Origin of the sequence: Streptomyces sp. NPDC056486, assembly GCF_042795295.1 — a bacterium.
Lineage (GTDB): Bacteria > Actinomycetota > Actinomycetes > Streptomycetales > Streptomycetaceae > Streptomyces.
Genome location: NZ_JBHTSF010000130.1, coordinates 1 through 25,541 on the forward strand (window position 1 = coordinate 1; position 25,541 = coordinate 25,541).

A 25,541-nucleotide genomic window follows, 5' to 3' on the forward strand; every position below is an offset into this window, starting at 1 on the left:
GTTCGTTCAGTCTTGATCCATAGCTTGGTCTAGAGGACGCACTCCGCCTCGGCGTAACGCTCGTCAGGCACCGTCTTCAGCGTCTCGACGGCCTCGGCGAGCGGGACCATCATGATGTCCGTGCCGCGCAGCGCCGTCATCTTGCCGAACTCGCCGCGGTGCACGGCCTCCACGGCGTGCCAGCCGAAGCGGGTGGCGAGCACCCGGTCGTACGCGGTGGGGGTGCCGCCGCGCTGGACGTGCCCGAGGATCACCGGGCGCGCCTCCTTGCCCAGGCGCTGCTCCAGTTCGATGGAGAGCTGTCGGGCGATGCCGGCGAACCGCTCGTGGCCGTACATGTCCTTGATGCCCTCGTCGAACGCCATCGAGCCCTCACGGGGCTTGGCGCCCTCTGCGGCCACGACGATCGCGAACTTCTTGCCCGCGGAGAACCGTTCGCCGACCTTCCGCGCCAGTTCCTCGATGTCGAAGGGCCGCTCGGGCACGACGATCGCGTGCGCGCCCGCGGCCATGCCCGAGTGCAGCGCGATCCAGCCGGTGTGCCGGCCCATGACCTCGACGATCAGGACCCGCTGGTGCGACTCGGCGGTCGTCTTGAGGCGGTCGAGGGCCTCGGTCGCCACGCCGACCGCGGTGTCGAAGCCGAACGTCACATCGGTCACCGCGATGTCGTTGTCGATCGTCTTGGGCACCCCGACGATCGGCAGACCCGCGTCCGACAGGAGCCGGGCGGCCTTCAGCGTGCCTTCGCCGCCGATCGGGATGACCGCGTCGAGGCCCAGGTCGGCGAGGTGGCCCTTGGCCCGCTCGACGCCGTCGCGCAGATGCGCGGGCTGTACACGGGACGATCCCAGAATCGTTCCGCCACGCGCCAGGATGCCGCCCACCGCGTCCAGGTCGAGCTTGCGGTAGTCGCATTCGAGCAGGCCGCGCCAGCCGTCGTGGAAGCCGATGACCTCGTCGCCGTGGTCGACGACGGCACGGTGCACGACCGAACGGATGACAGCATTCAGACCGGGGCAGTCGCCGCCGGAGGTGAGGACACCAATGCGCATAGCCCGCCAACGTCTTTCATAAAGAGGGGCCCTCTGCTACGTGGGCCGGAGTCCGGACCACGTCGTCCGGCGGGAACCCCGCCACCCTATAGGCGGGAGGGGGCGGGGCAGCACCGGGCGTCCGACTGCTGGACTGTGCCGCTCACCTGTGCGGCGTGGGGTTCAGGCGGGCTGTTGTGCGGCGTTCATGCGCTCGGCGCGCAGCGCCTCGTACCAGCGGTCGTCCGTCGGCGGCAGCGCGTTCACGTCGAGGGCCAGCTTCAGGAGCAGGTCCGCGATCAGCGGGTTGCGGGCGAGGACGGGGCCGTGCATGTACGTGCCGAAGACCGTGCCGTTGTACGCGCCCTCGGTGCCGTCACCCGTGCCGTTGCCCCGGCCGAGCGAGACGCGTGCGAACGGCCGCGCGGACGGGCCGATGTGCGTGATGCCCTGGTGGTTCTCGAAGCCGGTCAGCGGGGGCAGGCCCAGCTGCGGGTCGATGTCGCCCAGGACGTCGCCGACGCACCGGTCGCCCTCGCCACGGGTGGAGACCACGTCGAGCAGGCCGAGGCCCGGCTCGCGCTGGCCGAGGTCGTTGATGAACTCGTTGCCCAGGATCTGGTACCCCGCGCACACCGAGAAGACGATCGCGCCGTTGCCCACGGCCCGCTGCAGCCCGCCGTCGCGGCGCAGCCGCTCGGCCGCGAGCCGCTGCGGGCGGTCCTCGCCGCCGCCGATCAGATAGATGTCGCCGGAGGTGGGCACCGGCTGGTCGCTGCGCACGTCGTAGCGCTCGACCTGGAGGCCGCGCTGTTGGGCGCGGCGCTCCACGACCAGGGCGTTGCCCTGGTCTCCGTACGTGCTCAGCAGGTCGGGGTAGACCCACACCAGCCGCAGGCTGTTGTCGCTCATGCTCATTCGTCCCTACGAGGGTCTAGAGGGTCCGGTGGGGTCAGTTGCCGACGCGGCGGCGCAGGTCCTGGAACGCGGTGTAGTTCGCGATCGTCTCGATCCGTCCCGGCGGCGCCAACTGCACGGCCTCGTCGAGGGACTCGCAGACCCGGAAGTCCAGGCCCGCGACCTCAAGACGCACCGCGAGGTCCAGCTTGCGGTCACCGAGCACGAAGATCGGGTGTCCGGCCAGGCGGGTGTAGTCGACGTCCCACAGCCAGGAGGTGTCGGTGCCGTCGGCGCCACGGGCGTTCACGGAGAGCACCACAGGGGTGGGCGGCGGGTCGATCAGCGAGAACGTCTCGAGCCAGCCCGCCGGGTTCTTCGCGAGCAGCAGCCGCAGATCGCGGCCCTGGAACTGCACGACGTCATAGCGTCCGGCGACCGCCTGCACCTGGTACATCCGCTCCAGGGCGACCTGTGGCGGCACTCCGAAGACGGCGGCGACGGCGGCCGACGTGGTCGCGTTCGCCTTGTTCGCCCGGCCCGGCAGCTGCAGATGGATCGGCCAGGCCGAGCCGTGCGGGTCGAGGACGTGGTCGCCGGAGAGCACCCAGCTGGGCGCGGGGCGGCGGAAACCGCACTCGCCGCAGAACCAGTCGTCCCCGGGGCGCTGCATCACACCGCCGCAGGAGGGGCACGACCAGGCGTCGTCCTTCCACTCCTGGCCGGCGGCCACCCACACCACGTTCGGCGACGAGGACGCCGCCCAGACGACCAGCGGGTCGTCCGCGTTCGCGATCACGACGGCCTTGGAACCGGCCAGGCCCTCGCGCCAGGCCTCCGCCATCATGCGGGTCTCGCCGGCGCGGTCCAGCTGGTCGCGCGAGAGGTTGAGCAGCGCGATCGCCTTCGGTGTCACATCACGGGCGACACCGGCGAGGTACTTCTCGTCGACCTCGATCACGCCGAACCTGGCGTCCGAGCCGCCCGCGAGGGCCGAGGTGATCCCGGCCGGCATGTTCGCGCCAAGGGCGTTCGACACCACGGGCCCGCTGGCGCGCAGCGCCTCCGCGAGCAGCCGGGTCGTGGTCGTCTTGCCGTTCGTGGCCGAGACGAGCACCACGTCCAGGTGCGTGGCCAGACGCCCGAGCAGGTCGGGGTCGAGTTTGAGTGAAACGCGGCCACCGATCACCGATCCGCTGCCGCGGCCCGCCGCGCGCGACACCGCCGCGGCCGCCTTGCCCGCCGTCACGGCCAGCTTGGCCCGCGGCGACAGCGGGTCCGTGTTGCCTGCCATCAGTTCTGGATCCTCCTTGCGTACGGCGCCGCGACTGCCCCCGGCAACGCGATGAACCTCAGCCTATCGAGATCCACTCACAAGCCCGAACCGCGGCACCACCCCGACCCCGGGGCTTTCCAAGGACCGTACCCTTGCGGCCATGCGACACGGCTCGATCCCGGGCGCCTCAGGGCGCGTACGACCCCTGACTCTGCTCGGCGACCCCGTGCTGCACACGGCGTGCGAGCAGGTCACCGACTTCGGCCCCGAACTGGCGCGGCTCATCGAGGACATGTACGCCACGATGTACGCCGCCCAGGGCGTGGGGCTTGCCGCCAACCAGATCGGCGTGAACCAGCGGGTCTTCGTGTACGACTGCCCGGACGACGACGATGTGCGTCACCTCGGGTACGTGGTGAACCCGCGCCTCGTGGAGGCGGACGGCATCAGCGTGCGCGGCCCGGAGGGGTGCCTCTCACTGCCGGGCCTTGAGGCCGGTACGCCGCGCTTCGACCACGCGGTGGTGGAGGGCTTCGACGTGTTGGGTGAGCCGGTGCGGGTGCACGGGACCGGCTGGTTCGCGCGCTGCCTGCAGCACGAGTGCGACCACCTGGAGGGCGGCGTCTACACCGATCACGTCACGGGCTGGCGGCGGCGCAGGGTTCTGCGGGCCGCCGCCAAGGCGCCGTGGAGCAGCTGACCTTCAGGGGTTCTCCAGGGCGGCCCTCAGAACCCGGGGCCGCCGATGCGGTTGCCCGCAGCGGCGAGCCGTCCCCACAGCAGGTCGGCCAGGCTGCTCACCAACTCCGCGCGCGGGCAGGGCCGTTCGCCCAGCCACCAGTCACCGGCCGCGTGCATCATGCCGACGATGCCGTGCCCCCACACGCGAGCGAGCTGGGCGCTGCCGGGGCCGAGGTCGACCCGCTCCTCGATGACCTGCGCGAGCTCCTCGCCCATGCGGCGCAGCACGGGGGCGGAGTGCAGGCCCACGTCGAAGCCCTGCTCGCCGGGGGTGGTGACGGCGTCCGATGGGTGCATCAGGAAGCGGTAGACCTGCGGGCGGGCCTCGATCGCCGCGAGGTAGGTGTCAAGGGTCTGCTCGACCCGCTCCCTGCGCTCGGCCGGGGCGTCGAGCGCGGCGCGCAGCGAGCCCAGAAGCGCGTCGGTGTGCCGCTTGGCGAGCGCGGCGTAAAGGCCGCCCTTGTCGCCGAAGTGCCGGTACAGGATCGGCTTGGTGATGCCGGCCTCGGCGGCGATGGCGTTCATCGAGGCGCCGGGCCCGTCACGCAGCACCACCCGGTCGGCGGCCTCAAGCAGCTCGCGCCGCCGCTGCTCGGCAGACCGTTGCTGATCGGTCTGCTCTGTGGTGGTCTCCATAGCGATTCTCTCCCCGCCCATGCGATTGCGTTACGCACGCGCAACGTAACACCCCGCGCTCGGCGCGCATCGAACGGGCGGCCGGGAGTTGACATACGCTACCGGCCGGTAACAGACTCCAGTTACCGCAAGTAACGTATGTCTTCACCGCAGGTCCTGGAGGGGTCATGGCCGAGTTCACCATGGAGCTCAACGACGAACAGAAGGAGGTCAGGGACTGGCTCCACGGGTTCGCCGCTGATGTGATCCGCCCCGCGGCCGCCGAATGGGACGAGCGCGAGGAGACCCCCTGGCCGATCATCCAGGAGGCCTCGAAGCTGGGGATCTACTCCCTGGACTTCTATGCCCAGCAGTTCTTCGACCCCACGGGCCTCGGCATCGTGATGGCGACCGAGGAGATCTTCTGGGGTGACGCGGGCATCGGCCTGTCCATCATGGGCACGGGTCTGGCCGCCGTCGGCGTCCTCGCCAACGGCACCGAGGAGCAGATCGGCACCTGGATCCCGCAGATGTACGGCGACGTGAACGACGTCAAGCTCGCCGCCTTCTGCTCCTCCGAGCCCGATGCGGGCTCCGACGTGGCGGCCATGCGCACCCGCGCCGTCTACGACGAGGCCAAGGACGAGTGGGTCCTCAACGGCACCAAGACCTGGGCGACCAACGGCGGCATCGCCAACGTCCACGTCGTCGTCGCGGTCGTCGACGCCGAGCTCGGCTCCAAGGGGCACGCCTCCTTCATCATCCCGCCGAACACCCCCGGCCTCTCCCAGGGCCAGAAGTTCAAGAAGCACGGCATCCGCGCCTCGCACACCGCCGAGGTCGTCCTTGAGGACGTCCGTGTCCCCGGTCACTGCCTGCTCGGCGGCAAGGAGAAGCTGGACGAGCGCCTCGCCCGCGCCAGGGAGCGCGCCAAGACCGGCGGCGAGCGCGTGAAGAACGCCGCGATGGCCACCTTCGAGGCGTCCCGCCCGGCCGTCGGCGCCATGGCCGTGGGTACGGCACGTGCCGCGTACGAGGAGGCCCTGGAGTACGCCAAGACGCGTACGCAGTTCGGTCGCCCGATCATCGACAACCAGGGCATCGCCTTCCAGCTCGCCGACATGCGTACGCAGATCGACGCGGCCCGTCTGCTCGTCTGGCGCGCTTCGTGGATGGCGAGCACGGGCAAGAAGTTCGAGTCGGCCGAGGGCTCCATGTCGAAGCTGTACGCGAGCGAGGTCGCCAAGAAGGTCACCGCGCAGGCGGTGCAGATCCTCGGCGGCAACGGCTTCACGCGTGAGTACCCGGTGGAGCGCATGCACCGTGACGCCGCGATCTACACGATCTTCGAGGGAACGAGCGAGATCCAGCGTCTGGTGATCGCGCGCACGCTGTCGGGCATGCCGATCCGCTAGCGCGCATGCAGAGAAGATAGACAGGCAACCTTGCAAGGTTGCCTGTCTATCTCGTACGGTGACGTGCATGAGCGCACACCCCTCTGACGACTCGGCTCCCGAGCAGATCGCCGCCGACCTGTCGAACGTCGTCCGGCGACTCGTGCGGCGCCTGCGCGGCGTGACACCGGAGACCGGACTCAGCCCCACGCAGCGTTCCGTGCTCGCCCGCCTCGACCACGCGGGCCCCGCCACCACCGCGGGCCTGGCCCGCGAGGAGCTCGTCCGGCCCCAGTCCATGCGCCTGACCGTGGCCGCCCTCGAGGAGATGGGGCTCGTCGAGCGGGCCCCCGATCCCGACGACGGGCGGCAGTCCGTCGTCTCCGTGACCGATCAGGGGCATCGCACCCTCACCGAGATGCGGGCCGCCAAGCACGACTGGCTCTCGACGGCCCTCGCCGACGGACTCGACCCGGCCGAACGTCGCCAACTGGCCGACGCCATCGTGCTGTTGGAGCGGTTGGTGCAGAAGTGAGGACGGAGCCGGACGCCCCGGCCCGCCCGGCGGCGATCGAGCGTCCCGCCTTCGGGGCACGGCTCACCGCACCCCTCCTCCTCGGCTCACTGCTCAACCCGCTCAACACCACGATGATCTCCACAGCCCTGGTGGCGATCGGGCACGACTTCGGCGTCGGCGCCGCCGACACCGCCTGGCTCGTGTCCGTCCTCTACCTCGCGAGCGCCGTCTCCCAGCCGGTGCTCGGCAAACTCGCCGACAGCATCGGGCCGCGCCGGGTCTTCCTCGGCGGGCTCGTGGTCGTCGTCGCCTCCGGGCTCGTCGGCACGCTCGCCCCGGGCTTCGGCTGGCTGCTCGTCTCCCGGCTGCTCCTCGGCATAGGCACCTCCGCCGCCTACCCCGCCGCCATGGCCGTCCTGCGCGACGAGTCACGCAGGCTCGGCAGGACGACCCCGCGCACCGTCCTCGGCAGGCTCTCCTTCGCCGCGCTCGGCAGCGCGGCGATCGGACCGACGCTCGGCGGACTCCTCGTCGCGACCGCAGGATGGCGCGGCATCTTCGCCGTCAACGTCCCCGTCGCACTCCTCGCGTACGGCGCGGCGCTCCGCTGGATCCCCAAGGACCCGCCGCGCGGGGAACGGGCGGGCAAGGGCGCGGCGGGCGGCCTCGACCCACTCGGCACCCTGCTCTTCACCGGTGCGCTCACCTGCCTCGTCGTCTTCCTCCTCGACCTGGCGCACCCCCAGTGGTGGCTGCTCGCCCCCGTGGCCGTGCTCTCCACCGTGCTGACCTGGTGGCAGCTGCGCCACCCGCACCCCTTCATCGACCTGCGCATGCTCGGCCGGAACCACGCCCTTGCCCGCACCTATCTGCGGCACGGCCTGAGCTACCTCGTCGTGTACTGCGTGATGTACGGCTTCACCCAGTGGCTGGAAGAGGCCCGCGGCCTCTCGTCCCTGCACACCGGGCTCGTCATGCTGCCCATGTCCCTGGCCGCGCTTGCCTGTTCGCTGCTCGGCGCCCGTACGAAGGGCATCCGCGCCCCGCTGAGCATCGCCTCCGTCCTGCTCGTCGTGGGCAGCGCGCTGCTGTTCTTCACCTCGGGCAGCACACCGCTCGCCGTACTCCTCCTGGCCGGCGCCTGCTTCGGCATCCCGCAGGGCCTCATGGGCACCAGCAACCAAGCCGCCGTGCAGAGTTTCGCCCCCGCCGCCGAGATCGGCTCCGCGGCCGGGCTGCAGCGCACGGCGCAGTACATCGGCGCCATCGCCGCGTCCGGACTGATCGGCCTCGCCTACGGGCAGCGGGCCGACGACGCAGGACTGCATCTCATGGGCGCGGTCGGCGCCGTCCTCGCGCTCGCCCTCGTCGCCCTGACCCTCACCGACCGGGCCCTGCGCACCCGCACATGACCAACTTCCCGGCCACATCCCCGTACGACCCACGTAAGAAAGAGAACTGAGCCATGACTGCCACCACCCTCGACCCCACCACGGCGCTCGTCCTCGTCGACCTCCAGAAGGGCATCACCGCCCTGCCCACGGCCCACCCCGCCGCGGAGATCGTCGAACGCTCCGCCCGCCTCGCCGACGCCTTCCGTGAGCGTGGCCTGCCCGTCGTCCTGGTCCGCGTCACCGGTGGCGCCCCCGGGCGCACCGAAGGGGCCGCTCGCGGCGGCGATGTGCCCGCCGACTGGGCGGACCTGGTTCCCGAACTCGGCCGCAAGGACAGCGACATCGTCGTCACCAAGCAGCAGTGGGGCGCCTTCTACGGCACCGACCTCGACCTCCAGCTGCGCCGCCGGGGCGTCACCCAGGTGGTGGTCGCCGGCATCGCGACCAGCATCGGCGTCGAGTCGACGGCCCGCGCGGCACACGAGCACGGCTACCACGTCACGGTCGCCGTCGACGCCGTGACCGACATGGACGCCGACGCACACCGCAACAGCCTCGAGAAGATCTTCCCGAGGCTCGGCGAGACGGACACGGCGGAGGCGATCGCGAAGCTGCTGTAGCCGGTCGAGGCGCCCTCACCGCACGCCGTGGCCGTCCCCCTTGCCGAGGAGCCACAGCAGATACGGGCCGCCGACCAGCGCCGTGAGCGCGCCGACCGGGATCTCAAGGGGTGGCGCCAGGGTGCGGGCCGCGAGATCCGCACCCACCACGGTGATCGCGCCCGTCAACGCCGCGCACACTAGCGGGAGATGGGCGGTCCGGGTGAGACGGCGGGCAAGTTGTGGTGCGGTGAGTGCGACGAAACCGATGGGTCCCGCGGCCCCGGTCGCGGTCGCCGCGAGGACCACGCCGAGGACCGTCAGACCGAGTTGGGTCGGCCTGACCCGGACTCCGACGGCCGCCGCGGTGTCGTCGTCCAGGCTCAAATAGCGCTGCGCACGCGCGGCCCAGGGCAGGGCGGGCAGGCACAACAGCAGGATCCAGGTGAGGGGGACCGTCTGTTCCCACCCGCGTCCGTTGAGGCTGCCCGCGAGCCACAGTTTGACCTGCTCGGCGGCGGCAGGGTCGCTGTCGGTGAGGTAGAGCTGGACGATCGCGGACAGGGCCACACCGATACCGACTCCCGTCAGGACGAAGCGGTTCGCCCGCATTCCGTGCCGCTGCCACGCCACCGCGTACACCAGTGCCGCCGCCCCCAGACCACCGGCGACCGAGACGGCGGGCAGGGCGCCGGGTGAGGTCACCGTGCCGGTGGCGAGCAGGAGTACGGTCGCCGCCGCGGCGCCGTGTCCGACGCCGAGGACGTCCGGGCTGGCGAGCGGGTTGCGGGTGACGGTCTGCACCAGGGCACCTGAGACCCCGAGCGCGGCGCCGACCAGCGCCCCGAGCACGATGCGCGGGACGCGCAGTTCCGAGACGACCAGGGTGTACGGGCTCGGCCTGCCGCGCAGGACGTCCCATACGTCCCCCGGCGCGACGAAGTGCCGGCCCGCGCAGGCCGACACGGCCATCGCCGCGGCGAGCACGACCAGGAGCACGGTGGCCGTGGCGGCGGAACGCCGGTGCAGGAGAAGGGACACGCGATTGCGGCGCAGAACCGTCTGACCGGCGGCGGGCGGGCGGGCGGCGGTCATCGTGGCACCGTTGCCTTTCACGTCGCCGCTCCCTTTCTCCGTACGAGCACGATCAGCACGGGCACGCCGACCAGCGCGGTCATCACCCCGGCAGGTACCTCCGCGGGCGCCCGCACCACCCGCCCCGCCACGTCGGCCGCGAGCAGCAGGCAGGCGCCGAGCAGCGCGGAGAGCGGCAGTACCGTGCGGTGGCCGCCGCGAACCATGCGGCGGGCCAGGTGCGGGACGGCCAGGCCGACGAAGGCGATGGGCCCCGACGCGGCGACGGCCGCCGCGGTCAGGAGGGTGGCGCCGAGCGCCGCGCAGATCCGCACCGTGTGCACCTTGTGGCCCAGGGCCCGCGCGGTGTCATCGCCGAGGACGAGCGCGTCGAGTCCTTGTGCGCAGCCGAGGACGAGCAGCGCACCCGCGGCCATGAACGGCAGCATCTGCGTGACGATCCCGGCATCGCGGCCGGACAGCGAACCCGCCTGCCAGAACCGGAACTGGTCAAGGGTGGCCGAACTCGACGTCAGCAGAGCGGTGGTGGCGCCCGCCACCATCGCGGAGAACGCCGTCCCGGCGAGCGCGAGTTTGACCGGTGAGGCCCCGCCCCGGCCGCGTGCGCCAATGGCGTACACGACGCAGGCGGCGACGACCGCGCCCCCGAAGGCGTACCAGACGTACCCGGAGAACCCGCTCGCGAGGCCGGTCGCGATGGCGATGACGACCCCGGCGGCCGCCCCCTGGCTCAGCCCGAGGATGCCCGGATCGGCAAGCGGATTGCGGGTGACGGCCTGGAGTGCGGCCCCGGACAGACCGAGCGCGGCGCCCGCGACGAGGCCCACGGCGGTGCGGGGCATCCGCAGTGACCGCACCACGAGAGCGTCCGGTGAGTCCGCGTGGTGCAGCACCGCGTCGAGAACGGTGGACAGCGGCACCGACCGGGTGCCGACGGCGAGGCTGAGGGCGGCGGCAGCGACGGTGAGACCCAGCGCGACCGCCAGCCAACTCGCCCCGGCTGTACGGGAGCTCATGCGCCGAGCGACGCCGCGAGCTGCTTGACCACCAACCGGGCTGCCGTCGGGCCCGCGTTGAGGTACCACGGGTCGTCGTCGACCTTGACGGCGTGTCCGGCCTCGACCCCCTTCAGGGACTTCCACAGCGGCCCGGCAAGCACGCTTCCGGCGTCCGTCTTCCCGGGGTCGCCCTGGACCGAGTAGAAGATCCAGTCGCCGTCCGCGAGGTCGATGCGCTCGGTGCTGATGTCCTCGGAAATCGCCCTGAAGGACTGGGACGTGGGCCGTCCGACACCCATGTCGACGGCGATGGACCCCGTGAAGGAGGACACGCCGAACATCCGGGTCCTGTCGGGTGTGAAGCGCACCATGGACACGGTTGTGCGGGCGCCGTCGGCCTTCTTCCCCTCGGCGGCCGCGTCGTCGGTGATGTCGTCGAGCACGCTCTTGGCCTGCTCGCCCTTCCCGACGGCCGCGCCGACCAGGAGCAGATCGCGCTTCCAGTTGATGCCCTGGCCCTTGGTCACGACCGTCGGCGCGATCTTCGACAACTTGGGGTAGAGGTCCGCGAGCGACTGGTTGACCAGGATCAGGTCCGGCTCTGCGGCCTCCAGGCTCTCGAGGTTGGGCGCGGAGCGACTGCCCGCGTCGGTCATCTTCGCGAGCCGGGACTTGTCCCGCGGGAAGGCGTCGCGCAGATAGTCGGGCACGAGCCCGGCGTTGTCGGCGCGCGTGGTGGCCGTGGGGACGAGGCCAAGGGTGAGGAGGTCGTCGAGTTGGCCGGTGCTGAGGGTGGCGATCCGCTTCGGCTGCCCGGAGATCTCGGTCTTGCCCTCGTAGTGGCCGACGGTGCGCGGGAAGTCCCCGTCCGCGGCCTTCGACCCCATTCCGTCGGTCAGCTCGTCGGGAGCCGCGGTCGGCCCCTCGGCGGCTCCGGCGACCTTGTTGCGGGACCCCTCGGCCGCACCCTTGCCTTTCGCCCCGCTGCCGCCACCCGACGAGCAGCCGGTCAGCAGCATCCCGATCACGGACAGGCCGATGACGGCCTTCACGTCCCACGCACGCACAATGATCCCCTCGAAGCAATTAGGTGAGGCTTACCTTACCTCTCTTGCTTCTGGGGCTCGTAGACGAACGGCGTCGTCACGCTCAGCGGTACGAATCCGAGGCGCTGCAGGATCGGGCGGCTGTCGTCGGTGGCGTCCACCTGGAGGTAGCGGTAGCCGCGGTCGGCGGCGATGCGGGTGCGGTGGGCGATCAGGGCGCGGTAGATGCCCTTGCCCCGCCATCGGGGTGCGGTGCCGCCGCCCCAGAGGCCGGCGAAGTCGGTGCCGGGGTAGAACTCCATCCGCGCCGAACTCACCGGCACGTCACCCGCCATCGCGACCACCGCGACGACGGCGTCCGGGGTCTCGGTCAGCTGGGTGAGGACCCGCTTGGCGAGCCGCTCGCTGAGCCCCGTGCCGTCCTCGCCGAACGCCACCTCGTGGGCGTCCGCCATCAGTTGCGCGCCTGCCCCGTCCGTCACCGGGAGCAGGTGGACCCCCTCGGGCAGTTCGGGCTCCGTGGGCAGTTCGGCGACCTCGGCGACCATCACGGTCTCCGGCGGCTCGGGGACGAAGCCGGCCGTCCGCAGCCGGTCGGCGAGGTCGGCGGGGCGGTCGTGGGAGTACAGCTTCCACTCGAACTCGCGCCCGAGGGCCGTGTAGTACCGCACCTGCTCGGCGATGACGGTGTCCGCCGTGGCGGCGTCCACGTCCGCCCAGTGGACGCCGTTCCAGTCGTGCTCCGCGCCGAGCTGCCGGACGACGGCTCCGGCCCGCTCGACGCGCGCACCGGGGCTGTCCGTCCGCGCGTCGCGCCGAATCTGCCGGTCGTACGCCGCCAGTACCTCTGCATGATTCATCCGGGTACTTCAGCAGCGGCGGTGGGGTGCGGCAATCGAATTACCGCTGGTGTCGCTGCGGCTTCACTCTCGGGAGCGGTGAGGGTCACGCCTGCCAGTGGCAGCGCAGGGCCGCGGTGGCGAAGCCGGGCCCGAAGGCGACCATGACGCCGCGGGCGCCGTCGGCGGGGGGAGCGGCGTGGGCACGTTCGAGCACCCTCAGGACGCTGACTCCGCCGAGATTGCCCTCATCGGCGAGGGTTTCGGTGGAGTGGCGGGTGTCGTGGGGGGTGAGGCCCAGTGCGGTGGCCGTGTCGGAGATGATGCGGGGGCTACCGGGGTGGATGACGGCGAAGTCGGGTTTTTGGGGGCCGTGCCAGTTCATGACGGCCGGCAGTACGTCATCGGTGGCGCTGAGGGCCTTCTTGGTGGAGTCGAAGTGGAATCCGTCGACGGAGATCCGTCCTTGGTAGCGGTCGAGGCTGCCCGGCAGGACGTACTCAAGGCTGTCGTCGATCGCGATCCCGGGCCCTGATGGTTCGCTGGTGAGAACAGTTGCGGCTGCGGCATCGCCGAACAGCGCTTTGTAGATCATCGATTCAATGGTGGTATCGGCATGGTTGTAAACAGTGGATATAGCCTCCGCGGCGACCACCAGGACCTTGCTGCCCGGGCGGGCGGTCACGAGGTCGGCGGCGCGGAGCAGGGCCTGGGCCCCCCCGGCGCAGGCCAAGGTCGTCAGCGCGATTCGGCGCACAGAGGGGCGTAGTCCCAGGCGGGCGACGAGATGTACATCGAGGTTTGGTACAGCCCAGCCGGTGACATGCGCGGTGACGATCGCGTCGATGTCCTCTGAGGTCAACCCGGCGGCATCGAGGGCCGCGTGGGCCGCGCGCTCGGCCATGGCGACGGAATCCTGAAAAGCGCTCTCTGCCCTCGTGCTGATACCCGCACTGCCCGCGATGCCGGGGGATTCGATGGGACGAGTGAAGTAGCGAGTGCGAACACCACAGTTGCCTACGACACGGAGAATTGCGGCGAGCCGAGGATGGTCGGAGTGGTGCGCACGTATGTCGTCCGCGATCTCGGAGGTGGTGACCTTGTGGTCACCAAGGACGGTCTGGGGTCTTGAGACGTAGGCGGGCACGAGGTGACTCCCACTGGGCTGGTCGGATGTGGGGGGCGTGCGGCACAACGTACTTCACCGCGCTGAACTGGGCCCCCTCCGATAACCGGAGTCTTAGGGATGTGAGGTGCGGTCAGCGAGCCCTCAACATGGGAGCGCGTGTGTGGGCACGCTTCTCGCCGGGGTGGAACACCATGATGATCAGCCGGGCGCCGGGCGCCGTCATGGGCTGCGCAGCGCACATGGTCAGCCACCCGGGGCCCTGAAGGGCGTGATGCAGGGGACGTTCGTCGCCGTCCGGGTGTGAGAAGAAGTTGCCGGCTCCGTAGAGGGGAGCGGCCTCAGGGTCTTCGAGGACTTCCTTCTCTATCTGACGCAGGACTTCGTCGTCCGGCCGTGCCGCGATGGCGGCACGCAGTTGCGGCAGGACCATGGGTGCCCAAGCCGTGTGCCAGTTCGTCAGGGACTGACGCCCGTCCGAGTCGAGGAGCATCCATCGCATCGTGTTGCCGGGCACGCGCCCATGGGGAAACAGTTCGGCGAATGACCTGTTGTAGGCGAGCATGTCCCAAGAGGCATCCGTGACGTATGCCATGTGCCCGATGCTCTCGACGGCCTCCTGCCACACCCCCGGGATCTCTTTGCCGGACGACTGGTGGAGTGGCCCCGGAGGTTCTTGCAGCAGTGCGAACCGGCAAAGCGATACCCACTCCTGCTCATTGAGCCCAAACAAACGTGCGACATCCCGCAACAACGAAGCGGGCGGATTGGGATAACTGCCCGACTCCAGACGGTGATACGTCCCAATAGCCCGGTGCAACAGCTGGTCGACCTGATGCTGGGAGAGACCGCGGGCCCGTCGCCCCTGGCCCGTGGGGCGGCTGAAGCCGTGTGATTCGGGGGCAATGAGGGCGCGTCGTTCGCGGAGCAGAGCGCGGAGCGCCGTCTTGTTCATGGTGGCTAATCCCTCTTGTACACGCCGAGTTGAGCACCACCAGTCTAAATATTCTCACCAACTTTGGTAGTAAAGATTGCCCGAAGAAAAACGATCAGTCGATGCGGCATCATGGATGGAGCGGAACCGCCGACCTGCAAGTTCCAACGTCGGCGGGCACGCGGACACAAGTGTGGGGCATCTTGACCGGGGAGCTCGAAATTGGCTGAAATTCCCCGGCGTTGGGTACCCCCTAGGCCCATTGGGCCGCTGCGGGAAGTGTATGGATCGCTTGTTCGTATTCCGATGTGTGTGGTCGGAAACGGCACACTCGGGACGTACGGCGCATGACTTCCCGAATCGGTTCTTGGGTCCACTGGCTGCGGCCGGTGCCGTCACTCGCCATTACGTAGCGGCCACGGTACCGGCCGCCCGCAGTTGTCCCGGGCGGTTCGGCGAGAGGATCAGCGGTCGCCCTCGACCGGCGGAGAGCCGTCGGCCTCATTCGGCAGGAAGCTGCTCCTCGGCCCGCGCCAGGATCTCCGTCACGCGCAGTGCGAATCGCACGTCGCAGGCGTGTGGCCGACCGGATCGCGCCGACTCGACGAGCGCGTCGACCGCCGAGCGGAACGCGCCGAGCGCCCCACCCCCGGACGGCATCAGTGCCGTACCCGCATCGCCGCGCAGTTCCACCGTCACCCCCGCAGCCTTCGCGGGCGTGCTCAGGCTCAGCGTCGCCGTGCTCGACGCCCCGCCGCTGTGCCGCAGGACCAGATGGACCAGGTCCGCGCGGCCGGCCGCCGCCGTCACGTCGGTCACATCGCCGAGCACCGGCATCAGGACGGACAGGGCGTGCGGGCCGACATCCCAGAGACCGCCCCGCTGTGCGCGCCACGGCGACGAGAACGGGCTGGTCCCGTCCGATGAGTAGAACGAGCCGTACCAGTCGGCGCGCCCCGTGAACCAGCCCTCCGTCGCCGCCTGTTCCGCCACCCAGGCCGACGTCGGCCCGGCGAAGCGCAGCGTGAAGAAGACGACGGACGCCACCCGGGCCGCTTCGGCCGCCGCCGCGAGGTCACGTGCCGCGGCCACCGTCGTCGCCACCGGCTTGTCCAGGAGCAGATGGCAGCCCGCCGCGGCGGCTCGCGCGGCCAGCGGTGCCTGTACGTCCGGCGGCACGGCGAACGCCACCGCGTCGCTCGCGGCGAACAGTTCGTCCACGTCCGCGTACGCCGTGGTCGCGTGCCCCGATGCCAGCGCGGTCGCCGCGTCGGACCGCCGCCCCCATACCCCGCTGAACTCCACGTCCGGGTGTGCGGCGAGCGCCGGAGCGTGCGTGGACGAGGCCCAGGGGCCCGTGCCGACAAGGCCAATTCGCAGTTTCTTCATGGTCGGCATTATGGCTGACTCCATACCGTCGACGATGGCGGTGTCCAGTGCTCACAAGGCAGTTGACTGCTCTCCACTGTGGTGCCCACGTACCGGATGGCTGGATCTGGTTTCTGAACTCGGTGGTGGTGAAAGCCCATTCACCCGCTATGGTGAATTCCTATTCACTTCGCTTCACCCCCCATTCGCTTCTCTGCACTTCGTGCCCGCGCTGGAGTGATCATGAAGCTCGTCCCGATATCTCCTGCGGCCGGCACAGGCATAGGTGCCCGCCTGACGGTTCCGGTCCTGGCCTTCGGCGGCATTCTCATGGCGGTCATGCAGACGGTGGTCGTGCCGCTGCTCCCCGATCTGCCGCGTCTGACCGGAAGTTCACCGGGTGCGGTGTCCTGGCTGGTCACCGCCACCCTCCTGGCCGGTGCCGTCCTCACGCCCGTACTCGGCCGGGCGGGCGACATGTACGGCAAGCGGCGGGTCCTGCTCGCCGCGCTCGGCCTGATGACCGTGGGCTCGACGCTCTGCGCCCTCACCTCCGACATCCGCCTGCTGATCGCTGCCCGCGCGCTGCAGGGCGCCGCGGCTGCCGTCGTACCGCTGTCGATCAGCATCCTGCGGGACGAGCTCCCGCCGGAGCGCACCGGTTCGGCGGTGGCGTTGATGAGCTCCACGGTCGGGATCGGGGCGGCGCTCGGCCTGCCCCTCGCCGCGCTGATCGTGCAGTACGCGGACTGGCACGCCATGTTCTGGGCGACGAGCGCGCTGGGCGCCACAGGTTTCGCCCTCGCCTGGTGGACCGTACGCGAGTCGCCGGTCCGTTCGCCGGGGCGCTTCGACATAGGGGGTGCGCTGGGTCTTGCCGTCGGTCTGGTGTGTCTCCTGCTCGCGGTGTCGCAGGGCGGGCAGTGGGGGTGGGGCAGCGCGCCCGTGCTCGGCCTGTTCGCCGGTGCCTTCGTCGTCCTTGCGGTCTGGTGCAGACAGCAACTCCGTTCGAAGCAGCCCCTGGTGGACCTGCGGCTGGCCTCCGGGCGGCGTGTGGCGCTGCCTCACGTGGCGGCGCTCCTGGCCGGGTTCGCCTTCTACGCCAACTCGCTGGTCACCGCCCAGCTGGTACAGGCGCCCGTCGCCAGCGGCTACGGCCTCGGCCTGTCGATCGTGGCGACCGGTCTCTGTCTCCTGCCCAACGGCTTGATCATGCTGGTGCTCTCTCCCGTGTCGGCCCGGGTCTCCACCGCGTACGGGGCCCGTGTGACGTTGGCCATCGGGGCGGCGGCCATCGCGCTCGGCTATGTCGTGCGCATCGTCGACAGCCGCGACCTGTGGGTGATCCTCCTGGGGGCGGCCGTGGTCTCGACGGGAACGACGTTCGCGTACTCGGCCCTGCCCACCCTGATCCTGCGGGCGGTGCCCCTCGCGCAGACCGCGTCCGCGAACGGCGTGAACGTCCTGATGCGCACCATCGGGCAGAGCGTGTGCAGCGCGGCGGTCGCCGCCGTGCTCGTCCGGCACACCACCGTGCTCGACGGGGTGCATGTGCCGACCCTGCCCGGCTATCAGCTGGCCTTCGCCATGGCCGGAAGCGTCGCACTCGTCGCCTGCGCCGCGGCCGTCGCCATACCCTCGGACCCGTCACCGGACGGCCCGGAGCGGACCGTCGGGCGGCCAGGACCCACGCAGGAGACGGCCCTGGAAGGAAGAAGCTGACACCTTGAACACCTCTGACGCCATGACCACCCCGGCCTCCGGTGCGGCAGCACAACCCGAGGCGTGCGCCACCGGACCCGCCCGCCGCGACGCCGAAGCGACGAAGGCCGTCATCATCCGCGCCGCCCGCCACCTCCTGGCCCGGCACGCCCACGCCGACATCACGCTCAAGGCCGTGGCCGAACGGGCCGGTGTGAGCGCTCCGTTGATCCTCAAGTACTTCGGCAACAAGGACGCGCTCTTCGCCCGCATCATGTCCTTCGAGGCCGACGCCGAAGCCCTCCTCGACGCGCCCCTCGACGAACTGGGCCACCACATGGTCCACCACCTGCTCACCGGCCAGGCCGAGCACGGCGCCGACCCCATCCTGCGGATCGTCTTCGCCCCGCTCCACCGCGAACAGGGCGACATCCTGCGCGCCAACTTCCGTACGCAGGTGGTTGATCGCCTCAGCGAGCGCCTCGACGGACCGGATGCGGGCGTGCGCGCCGAGCTCGCGGTGAGCACGCTGCTCGGTCTGGGCGTGATGTACGGGATAGCCCGCGGGCAGCATGTGCGGGGCACGCCGATCGCCGAGATCGCCGAGCGATACGCGCCCGGTGTGCAAGTCTTTCTCACGCCGTGAAGTCCGCGTCGTCCCCGGCGTCGGATTCGTCCCCAGCAACATTCGGAACGGAGAGCACGCGTGAGTGACGCGAGTGAACGCCCCGCCTTGGCATGTGAGTTGGGTATGGAGCCGCATCCGGAAGGCGGCTGGTTCGTGGAGACCTGGGCCTCGGGCCACTCCTTCACGCCCACGGATTACCCCGGCGTGCGAAAGGCGGCCACCGCCATCTACTTCCTGCTCTGTCCGGGAGAGGAGTCCCGCTGGCACGTGGTGCGCTCCGACGAGATCTGGCTGTGGCACCGCGGCGGCCCCCTGGACCTGCACCTGGGAGGTGACGGCGAGCTTCCGAAGGAGGGTTCGGCGCCCATGCGTCTCGGCCCGGGGGTCGAGCACGGCGAGCGCCCGCAGATCCTGGTGCCCGGCGGAGTGTGGCAGGCCGCGCGCCCGACCGGGGACGAACCGGTCCTGGTGAGCTGCGTCGTCGCGCCGGGCTTCGACTACGCGGACTTCCGGCTTGCGGACTGAGGCCGTTCGGCCGGCGACGCGTCCCGCGGCGAGCACACCACTGTGGTCGCCGAGTCCTTCCCCCGGTGCACGACGGCGACCGCCGCGAGCCCGACCGCGAGACCCAAGGCCGTCTGAACGCCGAAGGGTTCGCCGAACATCAGGGCACCCCACAGGGCTGTCACCGGCGCCATCAGGAACATGAGCGTGTTGACCTGCGTGATCCCGGAGCGCCGCAGGATCAGCCAGTAGAGCCCGTACCCGCCGAAGGTGGAGAGCGTCACCAGCCAGCTGATCGCCACCCAGAACGACGCCTCCGCCGGCGGGGCTGCGGCGCCCGCGCCCACCGCGAGCGCCGTGAAGATGACGGCGCTGGTCACGCAGTGGACCGTCATCGAGACCGCCGGGGTGACCGGAGTGCGGGAGCGGCGGTCCAGGAAGGTTGCCGCGACCAGCGAGAACATCCCGAGGAACGGCACCAGATAGGCCCACCAGGGAGCGTCGGTGCCGCCCGTGGCGTCCGCCGCGGTCACGATGACGACCCCGCTCACCCCGAGCCCGAGGCCCACCCACTGGGTGCGCGAGACGTACTGGCCGAGCAGTGGTCCGGCCAGCGCGCCCGCCACCAGGGGCTGGGTGCCGTCGATCAGGGCGGTCGTGCCGCTGGAGACGCCGAGCTGGATCGCGTAGTACACGGTGAGCAGATAGCCGCTCTGCGAAAGGGCCCCGACCACCGCCTGCCGCAGGACGTCTCGCGCCGTGAGTCCCCGCCACGACGCCCGCGCCATGGTGAGGGCGACGACCCCGAGCACGAGGGCCAGCGGCAGGAACCGCCACATCAGGACCGTCACCGCGGTCGCGCTCCCCGCGCCCAGCTTGGCCCCGATGAAACCCGAGCTCCAGGTCAGTACGAAGGCTGTCGACAGCAGGACGTTCATGGCGTTCCTCCGATGTGGTGGTGGCTGCGGTCCCGACAGGGCCGTCAGGAGCGGACGCGCAGTAAACCGATCTGTCTACTCGCCATCGAGTATACAGATCGGTTTACTATGGAGTCATGAGTGACTGGGTGAGTGAGATCGCGAAGGCCGCCACGGGCTCCGGGGGCGCGCCGCGGCGGATCGTCATGACGCCGGGCGCGCAGCGCGCACTGGATGCCGCGAGCGCGCTGTTCTACGAGCGCGGAATCCATGCCGTCGGGGTGGACCTCATCGCCGCCGAGGCGGGGGTCGCCAAGAAGACGCTGTACGACCGGTTCGGCTCCAAGGAGCAGATCGTCGTCGAGTACCTGGCGGCCCGCGACGAGCGCTGGCAGGTCTTCCTCGCCCCGTACGTGGAGGCCGCGACCACCCCGCGGACCAGGATCCTGGCCGTCTTCGACGCCTCACGCGACTGGGCCGACGAGAACAGCACCAAGGGCTGCAGCATGGTCAACGCGCACGCCGAGATCAGCGACCCCGCGCACCCCGCGTATCAGGTCATCACCGGCCAGAAGGCCTGGATGCTCGCCCTGTTCACCGGCCTCGTCCGTGACATCGCACCCCGCCGGGCGGCGAAGCTGGGCCGGAGCCTCATGCTGCTGCACGAGGGTGGCCTGGTCGCGCACGGTCTGGGCATCTTCCCGGACGCGATCGATCACGCCCGTGGTGAGGCGGCGGTGTTGCTCGACAGCGCTCTTCGCGCCGCTCCCACTGCCGGTGAAAAGCGCAGGTGAGAGGCCCTTTGGGGAAGTCTTTGCCGTTGGCCGGAACGCGCTGTTCCGTGTTACCGGCTCATTGACCGTACACAGTCGAGGGGCGCACTCTGGCGAGATAGCTGCTAGCTACACCTAGTTTCGTCGGGTGGTGGCTCGCAGGCGGCTTGACGCAGGAGGTAGCGCATGTGCGGCATTACTGGCTGGGTCTCCTTCAACCGTGATCTGCGGTCCGTGTCCAACACCTTGGACGAGATGACCGAGACGATGTCCTGCCGCGGCCCCGACGACCGCGGCACCTGGATCGAAGGCCCTGCCGGACTCGGGCACCGCAGGCTCGCCATCATCGACCTTCCCGGCGGGCGCCAGCCCATGACCGCGCGCACGCCGCGCGGCACCGTAGCCCTCGTCTACTCGGGGGAGACGTACAACTTCACCGAACTGCGCCGCGAACTGACCGGGCGCGGCCACCGGTTCACCACCGACTCCGACACCGAAGTCGTCCTGCGCGGCTATCTGGAGTGGGGCGAGGCGGTCGCCGAGCGGCTCAACGGCATGTACGCGTTCGCGGTGTGGGACGGCCGGCACGACAAGCTCGTCATGATCCGCGACCGGATGGGCATCAAGCCCTTCTACTACTACGAGACCCCGGACGGCGTCCTGTTCGGCTCCGAGCCCAAGGCGATCCTCGCCAACCCGCTGGCCCGCGCCCGGGTGACCACCGACGGTCTGCGGGAGCTCTTCACCTTCGTCAAGACGCCCGGCCACGCCGTGTGGGACGGCATGAACGAGGTCGAACCCGGCACGGTCGTGACCGTCGACCGCAGCGGTCTGCGCCGCCACACGTACTGGCAGCTGGAGACCCGCCCGCACCCCGACGGCCGCGAGGAGTCCGTCGCCAAGGTGCGCGAGCTCCTCGACGACATCGTGCGCCGCCAGCTCGTCTCGGACGTGCCGCGCTGCACGCTCCTCTCCGGGGGCCTCGACTCATCCGCGATGACCGCGATCGCCGCACGCCAACTCGGGGATGCGGGTGAGACCGTACGCAGCTTCGCCGTCGACTTCGTCGGCCAGAGCGAGAACTTCGTCGCCGACGCGCTGCGCTCAACCCCGGACACGCCCTATGTGCACGACGTCGCCAAGGCCTCCGGCACCGATCACCGCGACATCGTCCTGGACTCGCACGCCCTCGCCGACCCCGAGGTCCGGGCCAAGATGATCCGCGCACGCGACCTTCCCATGGGCTTCGGCGACATGGACGCCTCCCTCTATCTCCTCTTCCGGGCCATCCGCGAACACTCGACGGTGGCGCTCTCGGGGGAGTCGGCGGACGAAGTCTTCGGCGGATACCTGCAGTTCTTCGACGAGGAGGCCCGCAACGCCGACACCTTCCCCTGGCTGGTGCGGTTCGCCGAACACTTCGGCGACGACGCGGACGTCCTGCGCCCGGACCTGACCGCCGCCCTCGACCTGTCCTCGTACATCCAGCACAGCTACGACACGGCGGTCGCCGGGATCCGGCGCCTCGACGGCGAGAGCGACTTCGAGTTCCGGATGCGGAAGATCTGCCATCTGCACCTGACCCGGTTCGTGCGCGTCCTGCTCGACCGCAAGGACCGCGCGAGCATGGCCGTCGGCCTTGAGGTGCGGGTGCCGTTCTGCGACCACCGCCTGGTCGAGTACGTCTACAACGCCCCCTGGTCCCTGAAGTCCTTCGACGGCAGGGAGAAGACCCTCCTGAGGGAGGCGACGGCGGACGTCCTGCCGCGTTCCGTGTACGACCGGGTGAAGAGCCCCTACCCCTCCACCCAGGACCCCAAGTACGCCATCGCCCTCCAGGGGCACGTCAAGGATCTCCTCGCCGAGCCCGCGCACCCGGTCTTCGACATCGTCGACCGGGACCGGGTGACGCGGGCGGCGGGACGCGACGTACCGCAGATCACCCAGGCGTCCCGGCGCGGCCTCGAACGCACGCTGGACCTGGCGCTCTGGCTCGATCTGTACAAGCCGGAGATCATCCTGGCCTGAACGTCGCTGCTCAGGGAGTCGCTGTCCCGGGAGTCACTGCCCCGAGCAGCTGCGGACCGTCGGCTGCGGTGGAACCCGTTCCTCTTCCTCCGGGTCGGGTTCCACCGAGGTCGCGAGGGTGTCGAGGAAGCGCTGGAGCGCGGGTGCGCCACCGGGGCCCAGGCTCCGGCGGACGGGCGGCACGGCCGCAGGCGCGCCGGAGCCGCGACTGGCCCTCGCGCTGGGGGAGGGGTGTTCCGTGGCGTCGACGGTCACGGCCCGGCGTATGAACTCATCGACCGGGAGGCCGAGTTGGTCCGCGTTCCGCAGGACCGCTTCGTACTCGTCGGGCGTGAACAAGACCTGCACAGGCTTGGCACCGTCCATGAACGCATGATGCCGTCCGATCGTGCGCCGTGCGGTGCGGTTGGCATATTCGCGCTCGAAGGCGTGAAGCGGAACGGAATCGACATGACCGGTCGGAAATAGATGTAGGCCCCGACCGGACGGGGGAATCGCGATCGGGACCTACGTACTGTTCAACGGTGAACCAATGATCGGTGTTCCCAGGTCAGGACTCTGTCGCTGTGAGCTGCGTTACGTTCCGGACGGTGCCGGGAGGGGTACTCAGCGCGACTCTGAGCCCGGGTCTACGCCACAGAAGAGCGTGCGACGCGGAACCCCACGTCGTCGATCCGGAACGTCGGGTGGCTGCGGCGCCGCACCGAGGCCCGGCAGCTCCAGTGCTCGTCGAACCATCCACCGCCACGGAGTACTCGATAGGTGCCGTACACCTCGGCGTCGTAGAGGTCCCAGCACCACTCCCAGACGTTGCCCAGCATGTCGTGCAGGCCCCACGCGTTGGGCTGCTTGCCGCCCACCTCATGGATTCGTCCGGAGCCGTTGCCGCCGTGCCAGGCGATCTCGTCGAGCGGCCCGTACCGCGCCCCGGTCGTACCGGCCCGGCACGCGTGTTCCCACTCGGCCTCGGTCGGCAGTCGGTAGCCGTCGGCGGACGCGTCCCACTCGGCACCCTCGGCGCCTTCTCCGTCGGTGCCGAGCCGGTAGGCGGGTGTCAGTCCCTCCCGCAGGGACAGGGCGTTGCAGAACCGGACAGCGTCCAGCCAGGAAACGCCCTCGACGGGCAGCCCGTCGCCGGTCGCGGTGCTCGGCCGCCCGCCGGTGACGCGCGCGTACTGCTCCTGGGTGACGGGGAACGCCGCCAGCTCGTGGGCCGCGACCTCGACCGCCCAGCTGCGCCGCGTCCGCCGGTCCGACAGCGTCACCTGCCCTGCCGGGACGCTGATCATCTCGTTCTCCGTACTCAGGTGGACAGCAGGCGGGCCGCACGCATCTGCAAGTAGCGCGTCTCGGGGACGCTCAGCGTACGCTTGGCCGCCAACTGGTACGCCTCGCGGGCAGCTTCGGTCTCGCCCGCCCGCTCCAGGAGATGGGCGCGCACGGCATCGAGCCGGTGATGGCCCGCCAACCGGCCCTCCAGCGAATCCACTTCGGCGAGCCCGGCGCGCGGCCCGCGCACCATGGCGACGGCGACGGCCCGGCTGAGTTCGGCCATGGGCTCGGGAGTGCGGCGTACGAGGATGTCGTAGAGGGCGAGGATCTGCGGCCAGTCCGTGTCGTCGGCGCGTGCCGCCTCGTCGTGCAGCGCGGCGATCGCCGCCTGCAACTGGTAGACGCCCGCGGGGCCTTGGGACAGGGCCTTCTCGACCAGGGCGGAGCCCTCCTCGATCGCGCGCCGGTCCCAGCGCGAGCGGTCCTGCTCGTCGAGCGGGATGAGCTCCCCGTGCGGGCCGGTGCGGGCCGCGCTGCGGGCCTCGGTGAGCAGCATGAGCGCGAGCAGCCCGGTCACCGCGCCCTCCTCGGGCAGCAAGGGGCGCACGGACCGGGTGAGCCGGATCGCCTCGCGCGCCAGATCCGCGCGGTGCAGGGCGCTGCCGGACGTCGCGGTGTAGCCCTCGTTGAAGATGAGGTAGAGCACCTGGAGCACCACCGCGAGCCGCTGATCACGGTCCTTCGGGTACGGCTGCCGGAACGGCACCCCCTTGACCTTCGCCTTCGCCCTGCTGATGCGCTGCGCCATCGTCGCCTCGGGCACCAGATGGGCGCGGGCGATCTCGGCCGTGGTCAGACCGCCGACGGCACGCAGCGTCAGTGCGACCTGCGCGGCAGGCCCGAGCGCGGGATGGCAGCACAGGAAGAGCAGGGTCAGGGTGTCGTCGTCGGACGGTGCGCGGCTCTCGCCAGGGGCGGGCGCCGTGAAGGCGTCCCGGGGCGACAGCTGGGCGGCCTCTTCCTCACGCCTGCGCCGCGCCTCGTCACTGCGCAGCTGATCCATGAGCCGCCGCGACGCGACCCTGATCAGCCAGCCGCGCGGGTTCTCGGGAACGCCCTCCTCGGGCCATTGCCGGGCCGCGGCGAGCAGTGCCTCCTGTACGGCGTCCTCGGCCTCGCCGAAGTGCCCGTACCGGCGCACGAGCGCGCCGAGAACCTGCGGCGCGTGCAGGCGCAGCAGGTCCTCGACCACGGCTTCGCTGTTCAGGACGCGTCGTCGGGGCCGCCCATGATGGGGCGGATCACCACGGGGTAGAGAGGCGCACCCTCGGGTACCGGACACTGCTGGATGCGGTTGGCGATCTCGGTCACGCGATCCAGGTTCGCGCAATCGAGGACCCAGTACCCGGCGAGCACTTCCTTCGTCTCGCCGTAGGGGCCGTCCGTGATGACCGGGCGGCCTTCCTTGTCCACGTCGACCAGGCGGGTCTGCGCGGGCTCGGCCAGGCCCTGCCCGTCGACGATCTCGCCGGACTCGGCCAGGTCGTCGTTGAGTGCGCCCATGAAGGCGAACATCGCCTGCAGATCCTTCTCGCTCCAGGCCGGGCTCGTGGCGTTCGCCTTGCCGCTCTGCGCCTCGTAGTCCGCCTGTGTGCCCTGCACCATCACCAGGTACTTCATGACGTCACTCCTCGACTGTGCGGTGGTCACCCTTGGTGGGCAACTCTCACAGGGGACGTCGGGGCCGACCACCTGTTCTCGACATTACGCCGCAAGATTTTCCAGGACATCCGGAAGGACGTCTCCGGTTGCCACCTGGGCCCCTGGCTCACCAGGACGTTTCGG

The 25,541-nt window shown here is 70.4% G+C and carries 26 protein-coding genes; 10 read left to right on the forward strand and 16 right to left on the reverse strand.

Annotated features, from left to right (window positions below; translation table 11 throughout):
* Window positions 1–29 precede the first annotated feature (29 nt).
* From ACFQ7F_RS34875 to ACFQ7F_RS34885, 3 genes are all read right to left on the reverse strand, one after another.
* On the reverse strand, window positions 30–1,055 hold the full coding sequence (locus ACFQ7F_RS34875) for a 6-phosphofructokinase (RefSeq protein WP_383279587.1): 1,026 nt from the start codon (window positions 1,053–1,055) through the stop codon (window positions 30–32).
* Between the two features lie 162 nt (window positions 1,056–1,217).
* Complete coding sequence (locus tag ACFQ7F_RS34880) at window positions 1,218–1,946, reverse strand: type 1 glutamine amidotransferase (RefSeq protein ID WP_383279590.1); 729 nt, start codon at window positions 1,944–1,946, stop codon at window positions 1,218–1,220.
* A 40-nt stretch (window positions 1,947–1,986) separates the two neighbouring features.
* Window positions 1,987–3,225, reverse strand: a complete 1,239-nt coding sequence (locus ACFQ7F_RS34885) for a MurT ligase domain-containing protein (RefSeq protein ID WP_383279593.1) — start codon at window positions 3,223–3,225, stop codon at window positions 1,987–1,989.
* 142 nt (window positions 3,226–3,367) lie between these two features.
* Between ACFQ7F_RS34885 and def the strand changes: the two genes are divergently transcribed.
* The gene (def, locus tag ACFQ7F_RS34890) at window positions 3,368–3,907 is read left to right on the forward strand and encodes a peptide deformylase (RefSeq protein ID WP_383279596.1); all 540 of its coding nucleotides are present in this window, start codon (window positions 3,368–3,370) and stop codon (window positions 3,905–3,907) included.
* A gap of 26 nt (window positions 3,908–3,933) precedes the next feature.
* On the opposite strand, the gene ACFQ7F_RS34895 is transcribed toward def, so the two are convergent.
* Entirely contained in the window at window positions 3,934–4,584 is a 651-nt protein-coding gene (locus ACFQ7F_RS34895; RefSeq protein WP_383279599.1) for a TetR family transcriptional regulator, read from the reverse strand.
* Window positions 4,585–4,751: 167 nt separating this feature from the next.
* Between ACFQ7F_RS34895 and ACFQ7F_RS34900 the strand changes: the two genes are divergently transcribed.
* From ACFQ7F_RS34900 to ACFQ7F_RS34915, 4 genes are all read left to right on the forward strand, one after another.
* Window positions 4,752–5,978: an acyl-CoA dehydrogenase family protein gene (locus tag ACFQ7F_RS34900; RefSeq protein WP_383279602.1), complete on the forward strand. Its 1,227-nt coding sequence runs from the start codon at window positions 4,752–4,754 to the stop codon at window positions 5,976–5,978.
* Between the two features lie 67 nt (window positions 5,979–6,045).
* Window positions 6,046–6,492, forward strand: coding sequence for a MarR family winged helix-turn-helix transcriptional regulator (locus tag ACFQ7F_RS34905; protein WP_383279605.1), 447 nt, complete (start codon window positions 6,046–6,048; stop codon window positions 6,490–6,492).
* Entirely contained in the window at window positions 6,489–7,886 is a 1,398-nt protein-coding gene (locus ACFQ7F_RS34910) for an MFS transporter (protein ID WP_383279608.1), read from the forward strand. Before ACFQ7F_RS34905 ends, ACFQ7F_RS34910 begins: the two co-directional genes overlap by 4 nt.
* 53 nt (window positions 7,887–7,939) lie before the next feature.
* Complete coding sequence (locus ACFQ7F_RS34915; RefSeq protein ID WP_383279611.1) at window positions 7,940–8,488, forward strand: isochorismatase family protein; 549 nt, start codon at window positions 7,940–7,942, stop codon at window positions 8,486–8,488.
* 15 nt (window positions 8,489–8,503) lie between these two features.
* Here the strand turns inward: ACFQ7F_RS34915 and ACFQ7F_RS34920 are convergent, their stop codons facing one another.
* The 7 genes from ACFQ7F_RS34920 to ACFQ7F_RS34950 all read right to left on the reverse strand — a co-directional run bounded on the left by ACFQ7F_RS34920 (window position 8,504) and on the right by ACFQ7F_RS34950 (window position 15,894).
* Complete coding sequence (locus ACFQ7F_RS34920) at window positions 8,504–9,562, reverse strand: FecCD family ABC transporter permease (protein WP_383279658.1); 1,059 nt, start codon at window positions 9,560–9,562, stop codon at window positions 8,504–8,506.
* A 17-nt stretch (window positions 9,563–9,579) separates the two neighbouring features.
* Window positions 9,580–10,578: a FecCD family ABC transporter permease gene (locus ACFQ7F_RS34925; RefSeq protein WP_383279614.1), complete on the reverse strand. Its 999-nt coding sequence runs from the start codon at window positions 10,576–10,578 to the stop codon at window positions 9,580–9,582.
* Window positions 10,575–11,627, reverse strand: coding sequence for an ABC transporter substrate-binding protein (locus tag ACFQ7F_RS34930; protein WP_383279617.1), 1,053 nt, complete (start codon window positions 11,625–11,627; stop codon window positions 10,575–10,577). Before ACFQ7F_RS34930 ends, ACFQ7F_RS34925 begins: the two co-directional genes overlap by 4 nt.
* A 35-nt stretch (window positions 11,628–11,662) precedes the next feature.
* A complete protein-coding gene (locus ACFQ7F_RS34935; RefSeq protein ID WP_383279620.1) occupies window positions 11,663–12,466 on the reverse strand; it encodes a GNAT family N-acetyltransferase in 804 nt (267 codons plus the stop codon).
* 85 nt (window positions 12,467–12,551) lie between these two features.
* A complete protein-coding gene (locus tag ACFQ7F_RS34940; RefSeq protein ID WP_383279623.1) occupies window positions 12,552–13,592 on the reverse strand; it encodes a PhlD in 1,041 nt (346 codons plus the stop codon).
* A gap of 112 nt (window positions 13,593–13,704) precedes the next feature.
* Window positions 13,705–14,526, reverse strand: coding sequence for a helix-turn-helix domain-containing protein (locus ACFQ7F_RS34945; protein ID WP_383279626.1), 822 nt, complete (start codon window positions 14,524–14,526; stop codon window positions 13,705–13,707).
* Window positions 14,527–15,006: 480 nt separating this feature from the next.
* Window positions 15,007–15,894 carry a Gfo/Idh/MocA family protein gene (locus ACFQ7F_RS34950; protein WP_383279629.1) on the reverse strand — a complete coding sequence of 296 codons (888 nt, stop codon included), beginning with the start codon at window positions 15,892–15,894 and terminating at the stop codon, window positions 15,007–15,009.
* Between the two features lie 222 nt (window positions 15,895–16,116).
* Here ACFQ7F_RS34950 and ACFQ7F_RS34955 point away from each other — a divergent pair, with 222 nt between their 5' ends.
* Genes ACFQ7F_RS34955 through ACFQ7F_RS34965 form a run of 3 tightly spaced genes read left to right on the forward strand, consistent with a single transcriptional unit; the run spans window position 16,117 to window position 18,727 of the window.
* Complete coding sequence (locus ACFQ7F_RS34955) at window positions 16,117–17,595, forward strand: MFS transporter (protein ID WP_383279632.1); 1,479 nt, start codon at window positions 16,117–16,119, stop codon at window positions 17,593–17,595.
* Between the two features lie 22 nt (window positions 17,596–17,617).
* Complete coding sequence (locus ACFQ7F_RS34960; protein WP_383279661.1) at window positions 17,618–18,220, forward strand: TetR family transcriptional regulator; 603 nt, start codon at window positions 17,618–17,620, stop codon at window positions 18,218–18,220.
* Between the two features lie 60 nt (window positions 18,221–18,280).
* Window positions 18,281–18,727, forward strand: coding sequence for a cupin domain-containing protein (locus ACFQ7F_RS34965; protein ID WP_383279635.1), 447 nt, complete (start codon window positions 18,281–18,283; stop codon window positions 18,725–18,727).
* Here the strand turns inward: ACFQ7F_RS34965 and ACFQ7F_RS34970 are convergent.
* Window positions 18,700–19,644: a DMT family transporter gene (locus tag ACFQ7F_RS34970; protein ID WP_383279638.1), complete on the reverse strand. Its 945-nt coding sequence runs from the start codon at window positions 19,642–19,644 to the stop codon at window positions 18,700–18,702. The two genes, ACFQ7F_RS34965 and ACFQ7F_RS34970, sit on opposite strands and share 28 nt — an antisense overlap.
* Before the next feature lie 116 nt (window positions 19,645–19,760).
* Between ACFQ7F_RS34970 and ACFQ7F_RS34975 the strand changes: the two genes are divergently transcribed.
* Window positions 19,761–20,417 (forward strand): TetR/AcrR family transcriptional regulator, encoded by a 657-nt coding sequence (locus ACFQ7F_RS34975; protein ID WP_383279641.1) that lies wholly within the window; start codon window positions 19,761–19,763, stop codon window positions 20,415–20,417.
* A 165-nt stretch (window positions 20,418–20,582) separates the two neighbouring features.
* On the forward strand, window positions 20,583–22,424 hold the full coding sequence (asnB, locus tag ACFQ7F_RS34980; RefSeq protein ID WP_383279644.1) for an asparagine synthase (glutamine-hydrolyzing): 1,842 nt from the start codon (window positions 20,583–20,585) through the stop codon (window positions 22,422–22,424).
* A gap of 33 nt (window positions 22,425–22,457) precedes the next feature.
* Here asnB and ACFQ7F_RS34985 read toward each other — a convergent pair whose 3' ends face one another.
* From ACFQ7F_RS34985 to ACFQ7F_RS35000, 4 genes are all read right to left on the reverse strand, one after another.
* Window positions 22,458–22,790 carry a hypothetical protein gene (locus ACFQ7F_RS34985; protein ID WP_383279647.1) on the reverse strand — a complete coding sequence of 111 codons (333 nt, stop codon included), beginning with the start codon at window positions 22,788–22,790 and terminating at the stop codon, window positions 22,458–22,460.
* A gap of 263 nt (window positions 22,791–23,053) precedes the next feature.
* Complete coding sequence (locus ACFQ7F_RS34990; protein WP_383279650.1) at window positions 23,054–23,713, reverse strand: formylglycine-generating enzyme family protein; 660 nt, start codon at window positions 23,711–23,713, stop codon at window positions 23,054–23,056.
* Between the two features lie 14 nt (window positions 23,714–23,727).
* Window positions 23,728–24,948: an RNA polymerase sigma factor gene (locus ACFQ7F_RS34995; protein ID WP_383279653.1), complete on the reverse strand. Its 1,221-nt coding sequence runs from the start codon at window positions 24,946–24,948 to the stop codon at window positions 23,728–23,730.
* Between the two features lie 11 nt (window positions 24,949–24,959).
* Window positions 24,960–25,376, reverse strand: coding sequence for a YciI family protein (locus tag ACFQ7F_RS35000; protein WP_383279655.1), 417 nt, complete (start codon window positions 25,374–25,376; stop codon window positions 24,960–24,962).
* Window positions 25,377–25,541: the final 165 nt, after the last annotated feature.

Coding starts and splice junctions, on each gene's coding strand:
- ACFQ7F_RS34875 (WP_383279587.1), bottom strand. CDS start 1,055: ATGCGCATTGGTGTCCTCACCTCCGGCGGCGACTGCCCCGGTCTGAAT.
- ACFQ7F_RS34915 (WP_383279611.1), top strand. CDS start 7,940: ATGACTGCCACCACCCTCGACCCCACCACGGCGCTCGTCCTCGTCGAC.
- ACFQ7F_RS34945 (WP_383279626.1), bottom strand. CDS start 14,526: ATGAACAAGACGGCGCTCCGCGCTCTGCTCCGCGAACGACGCGCCCTC.
- ACFQ7F_RS34950 (WP_383279629.1), bottom strand. CDS start 15,894: ATGAAGAAACTGCGAATTGGCCTTGTCGGCACGGGCCCCTGGGCCTCG.
- ACFQ7F_RS34975 (WP_383279641.1), top strand. CDS start 19,761: ATGAGTGACTGGGTGAGTGAGATCGCGAAGGCCGCCACGGGCTCCGGG.
- ACFQ7F_RS34885 (WP_383279593.1), bottom strand. CDS start 3,225: ATGGCAGGCAACACGGACCCGCTGTCGCCGCGGGCCAAGCTGGCCGTG.
- ACFQ7F_RS34880 (WP_383279590.1), bottom strand. CDS start 1,946: ATGAGCGACAACAGCCTGCGGCTGGTGTGGGTCTACCCCGACCTGCTG.
- def (WP_383279596.1), top strand. CDS start 3,368: ATGCGACACGGCTCGATCCCGGGCGCCTCAGGGCGCGTACGACCCCTG.
- ACFQ7F_RS34960 (WP_383279661.1), top strand. CDS start 17,618: ATGACCACCCCGGCCTCCGGTGCGGCAGCACAACCCGAGGCGTGCGCC.
- ACFQ7F_RS34990 (WP_383279650.1), bottom strand. CDS start 23,713: ATGATCAGCGTCCCGGCAGGGCAGGTGACGCTGTCGGACCGGCGGACG.
- ACFQ7F_RS34920 (WP_383279658.1), bottom strand. CDS start 9,562: ATGACCGCCGCCCGCCCGCCCGCCGCCGGTCAGACGGTTCTGCGCCGC.
- ACFQ7F_RS34970 (WP_383279638.1), bottom strand. CDS start 19,644: ATGAACGTCCTGCTGTCGACAGCCTTCGTACTGACCTGGAGCTCGGGT.
- ACFQ7F_RS34925 (WP_383279614.1), bottom strand. CDS start 10,578: ATGAGCTCCCGTACAGCCGGGGCGAGTTGGCTGGCGGTCGCGCTGGGT.
- ACFQ7F_RS34895 (WP_383279599.1), bottom strand. CDS start 4,584: ATGGAGACCACCACAGAGCAGACCGATCAGCAACGGTCTGCCGAGCAG.
- asnB (WP_383279644.1), top strand. CDS start 20,583: ATGTGCGGCATTACTGGCTGGGTCTCCTTCAACCGTGATCTGCGGTCC.
- ACFQ7F_RS34905 (WP_383279605.1), top strand. CDS start 6,046: ATGAGCGCACACCCCTCTGACGACTCGGCTCCCGAGCAGATCGCCGCC.
- ACFQ7F_RS35000 (WP_383279655.1), bottom strand. CDS start 25,376: ATGAAGTACCTGGTGATGGTGCAGGGCACACAGGCGGACTACGAGGCG.
- ACFQ7F_RS34955 (WP_383279632.1), top strand. CDS start 16,117: ATGAAGCTCGTCCCGATATCTCCTGCGGCCGGCACAGGCATAGGTGCC.
- ACFQ7F_RS34985 (WP_383279647.1), bottom strand. CDS start 22,790: ATGGACGGTGCCAAGCCTGTGCAGGTCTTGTTCACGCCCGACGAGTAC.
- ACFQ7F_RS34935 (WP_383279620.1), bottom strand. CDS start 12,466: ATGAATCATGCAGAGGTACTGGCGGCGTACGACCGGCAGATTCGGCGC.
- ACFQ7F_RS34900 (WP_383279602.1), top strand. CDS start 4,752: ATGGCCGAGTTCACCATGGAGCTCAACGACGAACAGAAGGAGGTCAGG.